Annotated in this window: 14 protein-coding genes; 3 read left to right on the top strand and 11 right to left on the bottom strand. The window is 62.1% G+C overall.

Annotation, left to right across the window (positions count from 1 at the left end; all coding sequences use genetic code 11):
• Window positions 1–94: 94 nt before the first annotated feature.
• On the bottom strand, window positions 95–634 hold the full coding sequence (locus U858_RS0130700) for a hypothetical protein (protein ID WP_157838883.1): 540 nt from the start codon (window positions 632–634) through the stop codon (window positions 95–97).
• 190 nt (window positions 635–824) lie between these two features.
• Here U858_RS0130700 and U858_RS0130690 point away from each other — a divergent pair, with 190 nt between their 5' ends.
• The 3 genes from U858_RS0130690 to U858_RS0130680 are packed head-to-tail and all read left to right on the top strand — an operon-like array spanning window position 825 to window position 2,724.
• Window positions 825–1,070: a hypothetical protein gene (locus U858_RS0130690; protein WP_025140934.1), complete on the top strand. Its 246-nt coding sequence runs from the start codon at window positions 825–827 to the stop codon at window positions 1,068–1,070.
• Window positions 1,071–1,086: 16 nt separating this feature from the next.
• Window positions 1,087–2,391: an RNA-guided endonuclease TnpB family protein gene (locus tag U858_RS0130685; protein WP_025140933.1), complete on the top strand. Its 1,305-nt coding sequence runs from the start codon at window positions 1,087–1,089 to the stop codon at window positions 2,389–2,391.
• Between the two features lie 48 nt (window positions 2,392–2,439).
• Window positions 2,440–2,724 carry a hypothetical protein gene (locus tag U858_RS0130680; protein WP_025140932.1) on the top strand — a complete coding sequence of 95 codons (285 nt, stop codon included), beginning with the start codon at window positions 2,440–2,442 and terminating at the stop codon, window positions 2,722–2,724.
• 73 nt (window positions 2,725–2,797) lie between these two features.
• Here the strand turns inward: U858_RS0130680 and U858_RS0130675 are convergent, their stop codons facing one another.
• From U858_RS0130675 to U858_RS0130630, 10 genes are all read right to left on the bottom strand, one after another.
• Window positions 2,798–5,041 carry a DotA/TraY family protein gene (locus U858_RS0130675; protein ID WP_025140931.1) on the bottom strand — a complete coding sequence of 748 codons (2,244 nt, stop codon included), beginning with the start codon at window positions 5,039–5,041 and terminating at the stop codon, window positions 2,798–2,800.
• Window positions 5,041–5,547: a hypothetical protein gene (locus U858_RS0130670; RefSeq protein ID WP_232786635.1), complete on the bottom strand. Its 507-nt coding sequence runs from the start codon at window positions 5,545–5,547 to the stop codon at window positions 5,041–5,043. The genes U858_RS0130675 and U858_RS0130670 overlap by 1 nt, the downstream gene beginning before the upstream one ends.
• 14 nt (window positions 5,548–5,561) lie before the next feature.
• A complete protein-coding gene (gene iscB, locus U858_RS0130665; RefSeq protein ID WP_025140929.1) occupies window positions 5,562–6,971 on the bottom strand; it encodes an RNA-guided endonuclease IscB in 1,410 nt (469 codons plus the stop codon).
• 320 nt (window positions 6,972–7,291) lie between these two features.
• The gene (locus U858_RS0130660) at window positions 7,292–8,626 is read right to left on the bottom strand and encodes a hypothetical protein (RefSeq protein ID WP_025140928.1); all 1,335 of its coding nucleotides are present in this window, start codon (window positions 8,624–8,626) and stop codon (window positions 7,292–7,294) included.
• Window positions 8,623–9,198, bottom strand: a complete 576-nt coding sequence (locus U858_RS0130655) for a hypothetical protein (RefSeq protein WP_025140927.1) — start codon at window positions 9,196–9,198, stop codon at window positions 8,623–8,625. Before U858_RS0130655 ends, U858_RS0130660 begins: the two co-directional genes overlap by 4 nt.
• A gap of 5 nt (window positions 9,199–9,203) precedes the next feature.
• Window positions 9,204–10,727, bottom strand: coding sequence for a hypothetical protein (locus tag U858_RS35820; protein ID WP_025140926.1), 1,524 nt, complete (start codon window positions 10,725–10,727; stop codon window positions 9,204–9,206).
• Window positions 10,720–11,241: a hypothetical protein gene (locus U858_RS0130645; RefSeq protein WP_025140925.1), complete on the bottom strand. Its 522-nt coding sequence runs from the start codon at window positions 11,239–11,241 to the stop codon at window positions 10,720–10,722. Before U858_RS0130645 ends, U858_RS35820 begins: the two co-directional genes overlap by 8 nt.
• Window positions 11,242–11,244: 3 nt before the next feature.
• Window positions 11,245–11,838: a hypothetical protein gene (locus U858_RS0130640; protein ID WP_025140924.1), complete on the bottom strand. Its 594-nt coding sequence runs from the start codon at window positions 11,836–11,838 to the stop codon at window positions 11,245–11,247.
• Window positions 11,835–12,065 (bottom strand): hypothetical protein, encoded by a 231-nt coding sequence (locus U858_RS0130635; protein WP_025140923.1) that lies wholly within the window; start codon window positions 12,063–12,065, stop codon window positions 11,835–11,837. The genes U858_RS0130640 and U858_RS0130635 overlap by 4 nt, the downstream gene beginning before the upstream one ends.
• 37 nt (window positions 12,066–12,102) lie before the next feature.
• Window positions 12,103–14,145: a DNA topoisomerase gene (locus U858_RS0130630; RefSeq protein ID WP_232786634.1), complete on the bottom strand. Its 2,043-nt coding sequence runs from the start codon at window positions 14,143–14,145 to the stop codon at window positions 12,103–12,105.
• Between the last annotated feature and the right edge of the window lie 71 nt (window positions 14,146–14,216).

Genomic DNA, 14,216 nt, shown 5'->3' with positions numbered 1-14,216 from the left:
ACTAATTCGGGGTTAGGGTCAAATGAGCCGGAACTCTACTTCTGATCCGGACTAATTCGGGGTTAGGGTCACCGAGACCTGCAGGCGGGGCAAATTAGCCGAGCTCCTCCTTTCCCCGTTCATGGCACAACCCGTAGCCTGAACAGGGGTTGCTGTCACTGGGCGTCGCATCGTCCAGCGCATCAAGATGCGCCCATTCAGCCTGCCTGTCCCTGGACCAACTAATGCGCCGCACACCCAGCTCAACTTTACTGGGCTCGGGCAGGTCCTTCGTCAAACCCACTATCCCTTCGACTACCCTCTCTTGGATCTGACCGATGGAATCCAAACTCAGTTCCAAGCCACCACCGCCAAACCACGAAGTCATCAATTCGAACCCGGGTTCCCGCGGGCAGGCCAAACAGAATTCGTCATCTGCAAAATCCTCCGGAAAGTCGCTAAACGCCTCGTTGATGTTCATTTGTCGCAGGATACAAACCTCCTGAGCCTCACAAGCGACCTCACGAAGTTCCATGACGAACTCTTGCACTTCATAGAAGACCTCGCCGCAACGTTCGTAAACAACACACTCCAACAAAGCAAGATGGCCTCCATCCTGGTGGGCACCATATAGAACAATCGAATCTGAATCCATTGCGTACCTCCAAAAGGCTGTGGAGCTAACGGTCGACAGCTGCCAGCACACTGCGGCTTCTATAGCACACCAAAGCATCTCTCCAAAACTTTCGGGGCGAATTCTCTTGGCCAAAAAGTTTTGGCACGCCCACCTCGATCTGTAGGATGGTTTGCAAGGGGAGCATCCCAGGACATTCAGGGCCGAGACCATGATGGACCGTAGCCACACCACCACCGAGAAGCGCGCCGGCATCGGCCACCCGAACTGGGTCGCCCTGCCCCGCGTGATCCTTGAGCGGCTTGAGGACTTCGACACCGCCATCATTCTGGCCCGCGCAGCGGCGCCCAACGACGCCGAGAAGCGCCACTGGGACGAGTGCCTCATGGATCTGCGCCTGGCGCGCCGCGCGTTGGACGAAATGCACGGCCCGGGCATAACCCGGCGCCTGGTCTGACGCGGCGGAGCCATTCATGGAGTCCACCGTCACCAGGCATCAAGGTTTTAAGTTCGAACTGCGGCCGTCGCCGGCGCAAGCTCGGATGCTGCGGGAGTTCGCCGGCGCCTGCCGATTCGTCTACAACCGCACCCTGGCCATGAACGAGGAGCGGTACAAGGCGGGGGAGCGCAAGTTGAGCTACGTCGAAGCGGCGAAGCTGTTGACCGGCTGGCGGGCGGACGCCGAGACTCCGTGGCTACAGGAGGCGCCAGCGCAGGTGCTTCAGCAGTCCCTGCGGGACCTGGAAGCGGCGTACACGAATTTCTTCGCCAAGCGCGCTGGCGCGCCACGGTTCAAGAAGAAGGGCCTGCAGGACCACTTCCGGGTGCCGCAGAAGTTCCGGCTGGACGAAGGCAACACGCGCGTCCGGCTGCCGAAGGTAGGCTGGATCAGGTATCGAAAGAGCCGGGCGGTGCTAGGCCAGGTCAAGCATGTGAGCGTCTCAGCTAAGGCTGGCCGGTGGTTCGTGTCGTTCCTGACTGTCAGGGAGGTGCCCAAGCCACTGCCAACGGCAACGTCAGCCGTGGGCATAGACCTGGGCGTGGCGCGGTTCGCCACACTCTCGGACGGCACGGTCTTCCCCGCCCTGAGCAGTTTCGCAGCACATCGTGATCAACTGCGCAAAGCGCAGCGCGCCATGGATCGGAAGGTGAAATTTAGCAAGAACTGGAAGAAGGCGAAGGCCCGTGTTTCTCGGCTGCATGCCCGGATCGCGAACTGCCCGCGCGACTTCCTCCATAAGACCTCGACAACGATCAGCAAAAACCACGCTCTGGTGGTGGTCGAGGATCTGAGAGTAGGCGCTATGTCCAGCTCGGCCGCCGGCACCGTCGACAGGCCTGGCCGGAACGTGCGCCAGAAGGCAGGCTTAAACCGAGTGATCCGGGACCAGGGGTGGTATGCATTCCGGCGATTCCTGGACTACAAGCTGGCCTGGAATGGAGGCATGCTGCTGGCGGTATCCCCTCGGAACACCAGCAGGACGTGCCTCGCGTACGGCCACGTGGCGGCGGGAAATCGCGTCACCCAAGCGCTGTTCGCATGCGTGGCATGTGGTTTCGAGGAAAACGCCGACCTTGTCGGCGCCAAGAATGTACTAAGGGCGGGGGACGCCCGGTTGGCCCGTGAAGCGAGCGATGCAGTAAGGTCGCCGGCAGCGGGAACTGATCAATCTGAGGTTCACTTGGGAAGTCCCCGAATGATTCCGGATGAGCCAACTAGCGCACCGCTATTTGGAGATCCCAATTTACTGTGCTCGTTGAATTGCAACACCACCTAACCCACTCAAATCTGATACATTCTGAACCAAATGACTGAGGAACTCGCTATGAGCAGCAAATCCACTACCGGTTTCCAAGACCTGGTGCACTTCCTGGCGCGGCCGAAGGTTGTCCTGTTCGCAGTCATCGTTGCATTCGGCGGCGGATACATTTTCCAAAGCAAAGCCTTCGTACAGCTCATCCTGGTTCCCGTCGGGATTTGCGTAGCCATAGCGCTGATAGACATAGGAATAGCGATATGTACCCGCCTGCTGGGTCTGGTGATAAATCCTGGATATCGTCGGCATGTCATACAAACCGTCCGCGCCGTCTGGAAGGGAGAGCGCCAGTAAATGACAAAACTTCTCTACGCACCAAGCTAACAACCCGCCCAAGTAGGCGGGTTGTGCTTTTTTCAGCGTCTTTCTATCGGCTTACGCCAATTCCTGGAACACCCGACCAACGAACGGTCGTTTGCGCGAGCATTTCGATTTTGTTGTCCATCTCACGGCCGAACCGAGCTTCCATTGCCGTCCCGACCCACCCAAGTGATCGGTCAGGAATCTCGTAGACCATGTTGAAAATGCCCTGCACCATAACGACCATGGCGATCATATAGAACACAACGACGCCGATAATCGTTGCAAGACCGGTAATCGAATTTCCCTGCACATTCGCCAACGCCGCACCGAATAGTTGATTAAACAGCGTCCCCATCATGATCAGCATGGCGTTTGCGATGAAGAAGCTCACGACCATAAGTGTGGGCCGCATCAGCACGTTCAGGAGATGAGTGTACCCACGCTCCGTACGCGATCCCATACCCTCCCCCTCGCCGGACAAGTGTGCAAATGCCATAAGTTGCCCAGCAACGAGACCTTCGACGACCAGGCAGAAGTACCCTACGAGTCCTGTCATCCACGTCAAAAACGGAACGAACGGGATGTAGATCGCGAGAATCGCTCCCACGATGAACATCGCCATCGCTAGCTTCTCCAACAACCGGAGCGTATCGGACCCAAACATCTTTAGAGCTGAAGAGGTGATGCCGCTGCTTGCCTTGCCAATGGCCTCTGCGGCACCGCTAATCGCTTTGCCTGGCCCAGGCAGATCTTTAGCTTTGGTAGCGACATATGCGACCTGAGGCAGCATCATCAGCCAGTCCCCGATATTTTTAGACGCGATAATCGGATTCACCAAGCCGTTGCCGCCAGAGTTACCGACCAGGCCATCGATCATCCGCAGTGCCAGCGCCTGCCCCATCGAGCAATTTCCGGTATCCGTCTGCCACGAGTCGAAGAAGCATTCTGTACTAGGGGGCGCGGTTTCCCGCTTCGTCGCCAGCGCCGCGAGTGCGTCTCTAACCTGATCCGTTTGGGGCACGTCTGCAAGCCCGACCGCACTCAAAGCGCGCTGACCAAGGCCTCGAAGCTGATCACCGATTTCGCCAATACCGAAGCCTACGCGATTGCCTGGTGCAACAATTGTCACGCTATAGGCGTTCGCAGCGTCGACAATTGCGGCATTGGCTTCTGCAAAGGTAGAGTTCCACGCACCAAGTACCGCCCAACCGTCGCGCTTAATCTTGGCGGAGGCCTCTTCACGTATCGCACCTTGCGTGGGAATCATTGAGGCAAGCGCCTCGCCGTACGCGAATCGAACACCTTTCCGCGCGCCTTCCAACTGCGAAGTCGGCCAGCCTGGTATCCGCGAGCCATTTCGTAGAGCTTCCTGATAGCCACGGAACCAACCAATGGCAATCGAATCGACCTGCGAGCTGAGAGTCCGCAGCTGCGTCACCATCGCTTGCCGTCCAGCGTTGGCAATTGCCGCATAGTCGACGGAACTGACCCGATAGGACAGGGCGCTTTGAAGGCCAGAGTCGGAGCGGGTATTGTCGCCAAGAAATCCCGAGAGATTGACACCCCCGCACAGACGTTCGCCGTACATCTGATTGGTTCGAGCCCCTTGTGTAGAGTCCAAACTATCGATCAAAAGATTGCTCGTGTCGAATCCCTCCGGGCTTTCATACGCGCGGTTGGCCAATACACATACCTTTGACATGAAGAGCGCGTCTGCAACGTCAGCCGACAGCACCCCCGATCCCAACGGTTTGACCATCGCGTCTGATTGAACCAGGGGCGCGTATTTGGACGCAGCATCGATAGACGCCGTCAAGGACATGTTGGCGGCGCCGATCCCCAGCAGCGTGAACCACATCATCACAGCCTGGGCGGCGGAGAACCCGCCGAACACTGGCAACATGCCGGCAATGCCGATAGTGGTCCGGACTGGGAACCAGGCGGATGACATGCGCTGCCCCAGTACTCGTCCTTCGTGGGCAGACGTCAATATCCCCGCCACCACGTTGTAGCTGAACCAGATCATGCCCAGCCCCATGATCACCAAGTTGGAGATCAGGAATACGTGGCCTAGTAGCGTGTCGGGCGTTCCAATCTCTAGAAAGGGATTCTCGGCAAACTGCCCGAAGACCATACGCAGTACTTCGTAGCTCTTGTCGGAATCCCGATTAACTGCCTGCTCCAGCTCATCCGACGTGGGCGGTTGCCTTTGTGCGAGCGCGGACTGGGAGAAGACCGCCAGCGCTACCAGCATCAGCGCGACGAGCCACGGACGGACGAACACCAGTCGCGAGAGCTTCTTATCCATCAGAAGCCCCCTTCCCGCGGCCGCATTTGTGCAGCGTGGCGCTGTTTAAGCGCTTCAGCTTCGGAGTCCACCGGCGCTTCAGCTTGGCCTGCCGAATCGCTCTGAATCATTCTTTTCGCCGAATCGCGCATCTGCTTAAGACTCGTGTGAACATCCAGCAGCACCTGCAACACCTTCGCCTTCACCTGGGCGCCCGGCACCAGCGCCGCGACCAGCAACACGTTACGCAGCCGGTCCATATCGTGCTTCACATTCTCGGTGACCTTGCGCAGCTGAGCTTGGTGAATTTCATCGTCCCCCGCTCGCGTCTTCATCCAGTCGGTGAGGTCGCGTTGGGCGTTGTCCGCGGCGGCAGTCCGGAGGGTAAGGCGCCGCGCGAGGTCCTGCCTGCCCGGCCCTTCCGCATCTTGGCGCAACGCCGCATAGCTGTGCTCGAGTTGACGCAACAGCCGATCCGGCTTGGTTGCGATGAGGTCCGCCAGGCGGGCCGGAATTTGTTCACGCATCGACATTGCCTTCATCAGATTGCGCGAGAAGCCTCGGGCTTTAGCCCGGGGAGGGATAGCGCGGCACGTGCAACGTGCCCTGCTCCCGCGTCTCCTTTCGAGATAGCTATCCTTGAGTAGCCGTAACCATCGCTACGTTGAACAATTCGGCAGTGTTTGTGCGAGATGCCTTGCACCACCTCACTGCCGGTCTGAATATTGAAGCTGCCCGAGGCCCGTACAGCCACGCGTCCGACATAGCGGCCAGCCTTCTTGCTCGAAGCAGGCACGTCAGCACGCACAAGATCACCTGTCTGGAATCCTCTAACTGCCTTGCAGCGCATGAGATAGCCTCGCGGAAAGCCATACTTGTCCAGTCGGGTTCTCTGGTAGCTGCCGCGCCCGGTGCATTTCACCTGCAACGTGGGCCGGCGCCAGGCCTTGATGGCGTCAACGCTCCCAACGCAGGCGGCATCAAGGGCATGGGTCTTTGGTACGCCAAGCTGGCTGCGGTTGTATTTCGTACGCCCCCCCGAGGAGAGCTCCACCGGCAGTCCAGTAACCGTCAGTCCATTGGCAAGCGCCCAGCGTGTGGCATTGACCGCAGCGCCATCCTTCAAGGGCCGCTTGGCCTGTGCTTGAATCCGGGCCATTCGCCCGGGGTCCTTGGCCAGAAACGCCTCCAGCGGCAGCGCAGCCTTCTTCTGATTGCACGGCCCGCAGGCCAGCGCCAGGTTGGCGATCCGGTTCGATCCCCCTCGCGCCCGGGCGTGCAAGTGCTCAATCTGCAAAGGCACACCAGTAGCGTCGCAGTACGCACACTTGCGGTCCCACTTTTCCAGGAGGTACTCGCGCACTTCGTAGCCTGAGAGCGTCCCCTGCTGGTACTCGATGCCAGAGATCTCCGGATTCTCGAGCGCCTGCAAGTCAAAGCGCACCAGTTCCGAGCTGATTGCCGTCACCGGTGCCCAGCGCCGAACGCGAATCACCCACGCCAGCGTGGTGTCCACGCGGTGCTGCAAGGACGGCGCGAGCCAACCGGCACGACGGGTACGGTTCCGGAAGCGAGGTGCGCGATAGCGTAGGTTTCCTCGCCGACGGCGACGCGTGTTGCGTCGTGCGGTGAGCACTTCGCTAATCTGGCGGCCGCGGTGCACCAGCTCCATGAGGGTCAGGACTGCCGCGCCGCGCAGGATACATCCTGTGGCAGCGTCCACGGTTTCGACATCGCGTACCAATGCCAGGCCTGTGGCCCTGCTGCCAGGGTCGAGTTTGATGCGCAGGGGCTGGAAATTGCAGGTGCCGGCTCGGTGAGCCACGAGCCGGATTACAAAGGGCACCAGCCGATGCACGCGTGCGCGACAGGCAGCCAGCAGTTTGCGAGCACGCTTTTCACTACATGGCATCAGTGGCTTACCACTGTAATCCAGTACAAAAACTGACACATCAACTCCATAAAAGTTGCCGTCTTTCCGGCTGCCAGCGATTACTCGCCTTGTGACGCAAACCTTTCGGTTTGTCTCCCCTCGACCATGTTGTCAGCCAGTTGAGAGCCGCAAGGCTTTCGATCACCGCCCGTTTCGTGCCAACCCGGGGCGTGTCTGCAGCGGTGATTTCCATTGCCTGGAACTGAGGAAGCATTCCAGGGTGGGTCTTCTGACTTACTGACAACGTAGCGCCTTGCGGCGCTCGGTCTGGTCAATCTCAGACTTGCGAAGCGCTAACTCCACAAGCCTCGGCCTTCAGGCCGGGGTGGTTGACGGCCCTACTCCACCGCGGTCGCGGCGTCTTTCGACTGCTCGCGCACGCCGTTCATGATTTCGCGCATTTCCACGCGAACCAACGAGTTGTAGATCTGGCCCAGCAGCATGTTGGTCTTGCGCGCCTCCTGCAACGTCTTGACCTCGAGGTCCTGGCGCGCCAGGTTGATGAGCGTTGCTTCGCGCGCGATCACAGCCGGGTCGAACTGAGTGGCGAAGTCGAGCTGCCAGGCGGGATTCAAGTACCGGCGCTCCAGTTCCAGGTGTTCCAGCTCTTCCACAGAAATGCCGGTGCTGGCCCAGTTCGGGGTGCTCTTCTGCAGGTACTGGGATACCCAGGCGCCGGTGATCGGGTCAGCCGTCAGCTGCTGCAGCATGGGAATCGTGTCCTTGTCGGGCGAACGTGCCCCGACGTAGTCCCGCGTCGGCTTGCTGCCCATCGAAATGCGGGCGTCGAACGTCGTCTTGAGCGCCAGGTAGCCCTTGCCCTCGCGCGTCTTCATGTCCAACGTCTGCGGGTCTTCAATCTGCTGGGGCTTTTCCAGGTGGTAGATGAAGGAGTTCAGGGCGTCCATTTCCTTGTCGCTGACGCCGAGCGTGCGCTGATGCTTGAAGCCCTGGGCATCTCGCGACGTCTGCGGGCCGTCAAAGAGCGTTTCCGCACGCACGTCGGCCTGGATGAACCCTGTCAGGTTGCCGGCGTTCCAGCCGGCATCGCGGCACCACTTCTCGCGCAGCGGGTCACCGGCCGCGTAGGTCTCGCAGGATCCCTGTGCGGTATCCTCGATCTGCTTGTTGGTAGAGGGGGCCGGCTCGATGCCATTACCGCGGTCGATGGCCTTGGCCAGTGTCGGACTGACCGTGGAGCGGCCCGACATCTTCACCGGCGCGCCGCCCCCGCCGTACCGGCCGCCAGAGCCCTTGGCGCTGGACCCGGCGCCGCCGGCCTTGGAGCGGGCGGTCACCGAGCAGCCGTTTGCCTGCTCCAGCGCTGCGTCACGGCGCGCGCGCTCGAGTTCGACCTGGGTTTGTCGATTGGTCTGCGAATCGAGCTCGGAGCCTTTGGCGATCGCATTGGTTAGGGCCTCGGTCTGGGAGCCGGTCGACTTATAGATTGCATCGACGATCGCGTCCCGGGCATTCTGGATGGCCTGTACCACGGACTGCAGCTGGGCCAGCGTCTGCTGGACGCCCTGGTAGATCATGGGTGCATACGTGTCGGCCACATAGCCGCCGCCGGCGGCCGCCGCGGTGCTGAAGGTGAAGGCCAGAGCGGCCGCGACGGCCGTGCGGCGCAGTCGGACGCCGCGCCGGCGTTGCTGTTCAAAGGGGCGATTCATCGACGGCCTCCCATTGCGTTGGAAAGAGCGTCATAAACGATGCTCATCGACCCACTCGACTGCGGAGCGATGTTCTGATGGGTCGTCGAACCGATCGGCCCCGAGTTGGACCCACCGATCGGGAAGGTAGGCGTTGGCGTCGTCGGTGGGCGCTGCGGCGGCGTATAGGGAGGATTCCGTCCTGGCAGCTGGCCGGCCGCGCCACGGCCCACGCTTTCGAGAGACGGGAATTTCGGCAAACGACCCTGTTTGGCCTCTCGGGTCATGCGGCAAGCCTCCTGGTTCATGCTTTTCACGACGCCGCTCAGATCGATCTTCTGGCCACCGACCGTAATGGAGTTGCCGACGACGTCGGCGAAGTCGACAAGGCAGTCAAGCATCCGCTTTCCGGAATTCGAAATGTCCTGGTCGACCGTGTCGATTTGCTGGTCGCTCGCCTGCCGGCGCTTCTCGATGGCTTCGTCCAGGGCCGGGTCGCAGGCCTGCGTAGCTGCCATGGCCCCCAGGTGGGTCAGCATCAGCACCAGCGCGAGCCCGCGGCGAGCAGCTTTGTAGCGGTGAGGTTGGTTCAAGTCTTTCAACTCCTTTCTCGTTCAACCGCCCGCGGCACTTCGCGTGGCAGCTCCTCGACCGGCGCACGCTCACCCAGGCGCATGAGCTCCGGGGCGCTGCGTTCGATCTCATTGAATTGCGCCCCAGCCTTTCGCTCGGCGCTGGCCACCATGGATTCGAAGGTTCGGCCAAGGGCATTGGTCCGCGCGCGGCCGAGCAGGTCAGAGGTGGCTTCAGTGCGCAGCAGACTGGCCGTTTCCGTTCGATAGGTGACGCAAAGCAGCTTGGCAGCGCGGCCAAGCGCCCCCTCTTCCCACCGGGCCAGCATGGCCGGGCTGTGGATATCGGGGCGAGCGCCGTCAACAATCCGGCGCGCCGCCTGTAGCAGACGGCTTCGCACCTGGTTGACCGGCTGGCCGTAGGTAAACGGCTGCTCGGCCTCGGGGGTTCCTTCGGCCAGGTCGAAGAATTGGCCCATGTGCAGCCGGGGATCCTCCACCGCGCGCTGCACATCCCAGGCGATCTCGAAGGCGGCGGCCCGCAGACGGTCTTCGGCGTACTGCAGCTCGCTCTCGAAATTCCCGTAATCGGGCACCGTCTGGCCCAGCAGGTCCAGCGCGTCTTGGGGAACCAGCGCGGCACCGGCGTCCAGCATGTCCCGGGCGACCTGGCGGAACGTGTCCGAGGCGACCTCGCCGGTGTTGTTGTAGTGGCGAGCGAGCGCGAACGCGGTTTCCTTGAGCATGGTGGCCTGCAACGACCGGCGCACTGGCGTGTCGCCGGCGGCCGCCGCGGTCAGCTCACTGGAGACGCGATGCGCTTCGGTGATCAGGGCGGCCAGCGCGCTCTTGGTCTGGTCGCTGGATCTTGGCGCCCTGCCCTTGCCGCCCTCGACGACCGCCGACACCAAGCGCGTCAGAACGCCGGCGGCATGTCGGTCCGCGACCAAATTGGTGCCCTCGGATGGGCGACGCGGCGATTCCTGTGTCTGGGGCGCTGCGGCCGGCGCCGCCGGCGCGGCTTGCGCGGGCTGCGCCGCCGCCGTCGGCTGCGGGAGGTTCGGCGATGACCGGCTGGCCGCCGCGGCTCTTTCGTCCCCACGACCGGGCGCTACCAAGCCCTCGGTGCCCGGGATGCGAAAGCCCGCGAACCTGGTCGGTGCCGGCGCGGTACTGGTGGCGGCCTGCACGGCCGGCGCGGCCGGCGGTGCAGCACTCTGCACCGGCCGAGGAAGAGGGACTGGCCGGCCGGCTGGCGCCGTGGCGGCCGGACCGGTGCTGACGGTTGCCGCCGGCGCCGGCGCCCGTTCCGGCGAACCAGCGGGCTGGGCTGCAGCCGCTTGGGCTTCCGCCCGGGCCGCAGGGCTGCGCCGGTCCATCGCCGGCGGCAGCGCGGGCAGATCCTCGCTGTACACGAAGTCCGCCGGATCCAGCTGAGCCAGCGTCAGCTGCGCCTGCTGCCGCTCGGCTTCGGTCGGAACCGGAACCACCGGCGGCGCAGCGCGGTAGCGGCCGCGGCGGGCCTGTTCGAGAAGACCAGCGCTAGGCATGAACCGTCTCCTGGGGGGCGTGGCGCTCCCCTTCGATGAAAATCAGGGGGATTCGGACCGCGGGCCAGCCTTGGGCGGCGGGCACGAAGAGGGTGTCGTCCTGCAGCTGGACGTCCTGAGCTCTGTACCAATCGTAGATCGTATCGACTTCGACGACCTGGTGCTGATCCAAGTCCAGCAAGGTGTCGGCCGCACGTGTGATGGCCAGCATCCGGTGAATTGACACCACGTCGCGCCCCAGCAGGGGCCACTGCACAGCCAGCCCGAACATGCTTTCCTGCTGGACCAAGAACGTCGCGCCGGTTGACAGGCCGCGGTGGTGGGGGAACAACGCCTGCCATACCCGTTCGGTTTGCAGCGCGACCACGGGCCCAAGCACGTTGCTTTCAAGCGCATCGTCGCAAGCGACGAGATTGCGCCGGCCCGGCTCATCCGCTTCAACCGTGAAGACCAGGCCCGCTTCGGATGCCAGGCGCTTGAGCAGCCGCCCCCCGCAGATGAACCGGTTATCCATAGCTCACATTCCCCGCGGCCGCTCGACCGGCACGTGGACGTAGGCTTCCGGGATGTCGTACATGACTTCACCATCGTCCTCGGCCTGGGCCTGGGTCTGATTCGCCTCTTGCATCGCCACGATGTCGGCCTCGCGCTGCTCAATAGCGCGCCAATAACGATGGACGCCTTCGGCGGCCGAGGACGAGTTTTCGGCGATGCGGTCAGCCCATTGCTGTGGGCTGTAGTCGTCCAGGGGCGGCCCCAGCCATTCCAGAACGGTCTGGAACGGCAAGGGGCCTTCAGTTTCGGTGAAGTAGGCCAAGGCGGCGGCCCTCATCTCGGGCGTGATCGAGTGGGTGACGTCGTCGATGGCGCCCATCAGCATGGAGGCGGCCAGCTTCAGGAATCCGCCCTTGTGGAAGCGGTCTTCTTCCGCCGACGTTAGTTCGAGAACGGGCCCGGGCAACATGTAGACCTTGTCGCGTTGAGGCTGGGCGGCCGCAGGCGTCTCGCTCGCGGACGGCTCCAGCGAAAAGTGCGTGCCGAAGATCTCCTCGGCGACGGCGAACAGGTCCAGTTGACGTGGATCGGACGTGGAGAAGCGAGCGGTCTTCATACCGTCACCTGCACGAGTTTGGCCATGCTTTGGCGCCGTACACGCAGTTCCGCGCCGGTGATGCCCAGGCGAGCGATCAGCTCCATGTCCGTTTCGTCGGTGCAGAAGAAGTCGCGAAACTGCTGACGTTGCTCAGCCGTCCAGGTGGACGAGGTCTTCACGACACGCGCGAGGAAGCTGGCGGAGGTGGTGGAGGAACTCGAATCGGAGCTGGGGGTGTCGGACATATTGATTCCACTGGTGAGAAATAGCGCCGCGCGCGGCTTATTGCGGCTGAGGCGCCGTGCGGCGGTTGTCGTCCATGTACTTGACGACGTGGCGAATGAGTTGCTTCTGCTGATCAATGACTGCGGCGGCCGGAATCTGCCCCTTGGCCACGAGCGAGAAGAGCAACTCCCATTGCGCGGTGACGGCGATGCTGGTCAGATGCGGCGGCAGCAGGGTCAAGATCTGCCGGCCAACGTCCGAGATGTGCACAGTGCGGTTCTTGCCGGAGCCGGCTTCGACGAGCAGCTGCATGGTGATCACATCCGTGATCGCACTGGCCCGGGTCCGCGAGGTGCCGATGCCTTCCGTCTGGCGTAGCACCTTGCGGACCTCTTCGGCCTTCTCGAGGGACGGATAGTCCTCGTCGCGTACGAAAAGGTGGGCGTTCAACATGGCCTCGGCCAAGGTAGCCTGGTCAAATGGGCTGGGCGGGCCGACTTTCTTGGAGTCCAAGCGGGCGCCGACGGCCTGAATCTTCTGGCCCTGACGGAACTTGCTGACGTCCACCGACGCGCCTGCGCCTTCGGATTCATCCAGCGTGTAGCCTGGCACCGCCCGCCAGCCGGCGCGGGTGGGCTTTTTCGCCATGGCCCGAAACACATCCTGGCCAAACTGGACCGTCAACACCGCAGACATGTAGGTGTATGGCCCCATGAACTGGGCGACGTAGCGGTTGACGATCATCCCGTACAGCGCCGCCTCGGAGTCGTTCAGCCCGCTGGGATCAACACCGGTGGGCGTGATGGCAAAGTGCTCATCGACCTTGCTGTCATTGAAAGCGGGCGACTTGTAGGTCGGGACAGCCGCTTCGAGCGTCTTTTCCAGGCCCGGTACCGCTCCCGTGGCGAACTCCAGGGACTTCAAGATCTCGGGGGCCCGCTGGTGCATGCTCTCGGGCAGATATTGGCAGTCGGTACCGACGTAGGTGATCAGCTTGTGCTTCTCGTACAGGCGTTGGGCAAGTTCCTGCACTTCGCTGACGCTTAGGCCCAGCTTCTTGGACGCGTCGACCAGCAGAGTGCCCATGGAGTACGGCAAAGGCGGCGCCTCGGACTTCTCCTCGATGTTCGCCTTGGTGATTTCGCCAGGCTGCCCGCGCGCCAGATCGGCGACGATACGATCGGCCAGCACCTTGTCTGTCATCTGGCCCTTGTCGTTGAATCCGGGGGTTCCTTCGGCGTTCAAGCGTTTGAACCAGCGCAACTGGGTGCGGTCGGCCAGCTGCGCCACGGGCACAAAGGCGTCATAGGGGATGAAGGCAGCGATTTGGTTGTCGCGCTGGGCGACAAGCACAGCAATCGCGACCTTCACGCGGCCCAGGCCCAGCGGCGGTGCGCCCCGCGCCCGTCGGATCAGCGACTGGATCGCCATCGACAGATTCATACCCAGGAGGTAATCGCACTCCTCCCGCGCCATGGCGGCGGCGCGTAGGTTCACCCAGAGTTCAGAGCCATTGGGCTCCAAGGTCTGGACGGTCACCATCATTTCTTTGTCGTCGGGGTTGACGATGCGAACGCGCTTGAAACGTGGGGCGGCCGGGTCCTGGTGGAGCCGGCGAATGACGATCTCGTCAAAGATCAACTGGCCTTCGCGGTCGGTGTCGCAGGCGTTCACCACCTCGACGGCCTTGCGCAGCAATTGCTCAATGACCTTCAGGCGTATTGATTCGACCGGTTGGCCGTTCTGCGTTACCAGGGTGCCGTCAGGCTTACGCTCTGGTTTGGCGCCGTATAACAGCTCTGGCGGAAACCAAGGCAGCAGGCCGAAGAAGTCCCAGCGGCCGAGCTCTTTGCTCTGCTCGTGGTACCGCTGGTAGCTCTCGTAGGCCCGCGGCGGGAGCATTTCGAGCATATGGCCAAAGACGCTGGACACGGCAATCCACTTGCCGTTCCAGTACAGCAGCACGTACCCATCAGCCCGACTCGTGGCCGAATTGCGCCGCTCCGCTCCTAAGGCACGAAGAGCCAGTTCTACTGCAGCTTGGTTGCTCGGCTTCTCAGCAATCCACAGCTGGTCCAGCTTCGTAAGCTCATTCGCCATTTCTCCGCCTTTCCGATATGAATTGTAATTACGCTTCATATTGTATTAGCGACCACGCGACGGACCAGACG

The organism is Achromobacter sp. DH1f (assembly GCF_000633435.1).
In the GTDB taxonomy this organism is placed as follows: Bacteria; Pseudomonadota; Gammaproteobacteria; order Burkholderiales; family Burkholderiaceae_B; genus Achromobacter; species Achromobacter deleyi.
Note: the sequence above shows the minus strand (reverse complement) of the source record. Positions and strands in the feature narration are given on the sequence as shown.

What these genes read in the sequence shown, in the direction of transcription:
- U858_RS0130640 (WP_025140924.1), bottom strand. Translation starts at nt 11,838, where the DNA reads ATGAAGACCGCTCGCTTCTCCACGTCCGATCCACGTCAACTGGACCTG.
- U858_RS35820 (WP_025140926.1), bottom strand. Translation starts at nt 10,727, where the DNA reads ATGCCTAGCGCTGGTCTTCTCGAACAGGCCCGCCGCGGCCGCTACCGC.
- U858_RS0130670 (WP_232786635.1), bottom strand. Translation starts at nt 5,547, where the DNA reads ATGCGTGAACAAATTCCGGCCCGCCTGGCGGACCTCATCGCAACCAAG.
- U858_RS0130700 (WP_157838883.1), bottom strand. Translation starts at nt 634, where the DNA reads ATGGATTCAGATTCGATTGTTCTATATGGTGCCCACCAGGATGGAGGC.
- U858_RS0130645 (WP_025140925.1), bottom strand. Translation starts at nt 11,241, where the DNA reads ATGGATAACCGGTTCATCTGCGGGGGGCGGCTGCTCAAGCGCCTGGCA.
- U858_RS0130635 (WP_025140923.1), bottom strand. Translation starts at nt 12,065, where the DNA reads ATGTCCGACACCCCCAGCTCCGATTCGAGTTCCTCCACCACCTCCGCC.
- U858_RS0130675 (WP_025140931.1), bottom strand. Translation starts at nt 5,041, where the DNA reads ATGGATAAGAAGCTCTCGCGACTGGTGTTCGTCCGTCCGTGGCTCGTC.
- U858_RS0130660 (WP_025140928.1), bottom strand. Translation starts at nt 8,626, where the DNA reads ATGAATCGCCCCTTTGAACAGCAACGCCGGCGCGGCGTCCGACTGCGC.
- U858_RS0130685 (WP_025140933.1), top strand. Translation starts at nt 1,087, where the DNA reads ATGGAGTCCACCGTCACCAGGCATCAAGGTTTTAAGTTCGAACTGCGG.
- U858_RS0130690 (WP_025140934.1), top strand. Translation starts at nt 825, where the DNA reads ATGATGGACCGTAGCCACACCACCACCGAGAAGCGCGCCGGCATCGGC.
- U858_RS0130680 (WP_025140932.1), top strand. Translation starts at nt 2,440, where the DNA reads ATGAGCAGCAAATCCACTACCGGTTTCCAAGACCTGGTGCACTTCCTG.
- U858_RS0130630 (WP_232786634.1), bottom strand. Translation starts at nt 14,145, where the DNA reads ATGGCGAATGAGCTTACGAAGCTGGACCAGCTGTGGATTGCTGAGAAG.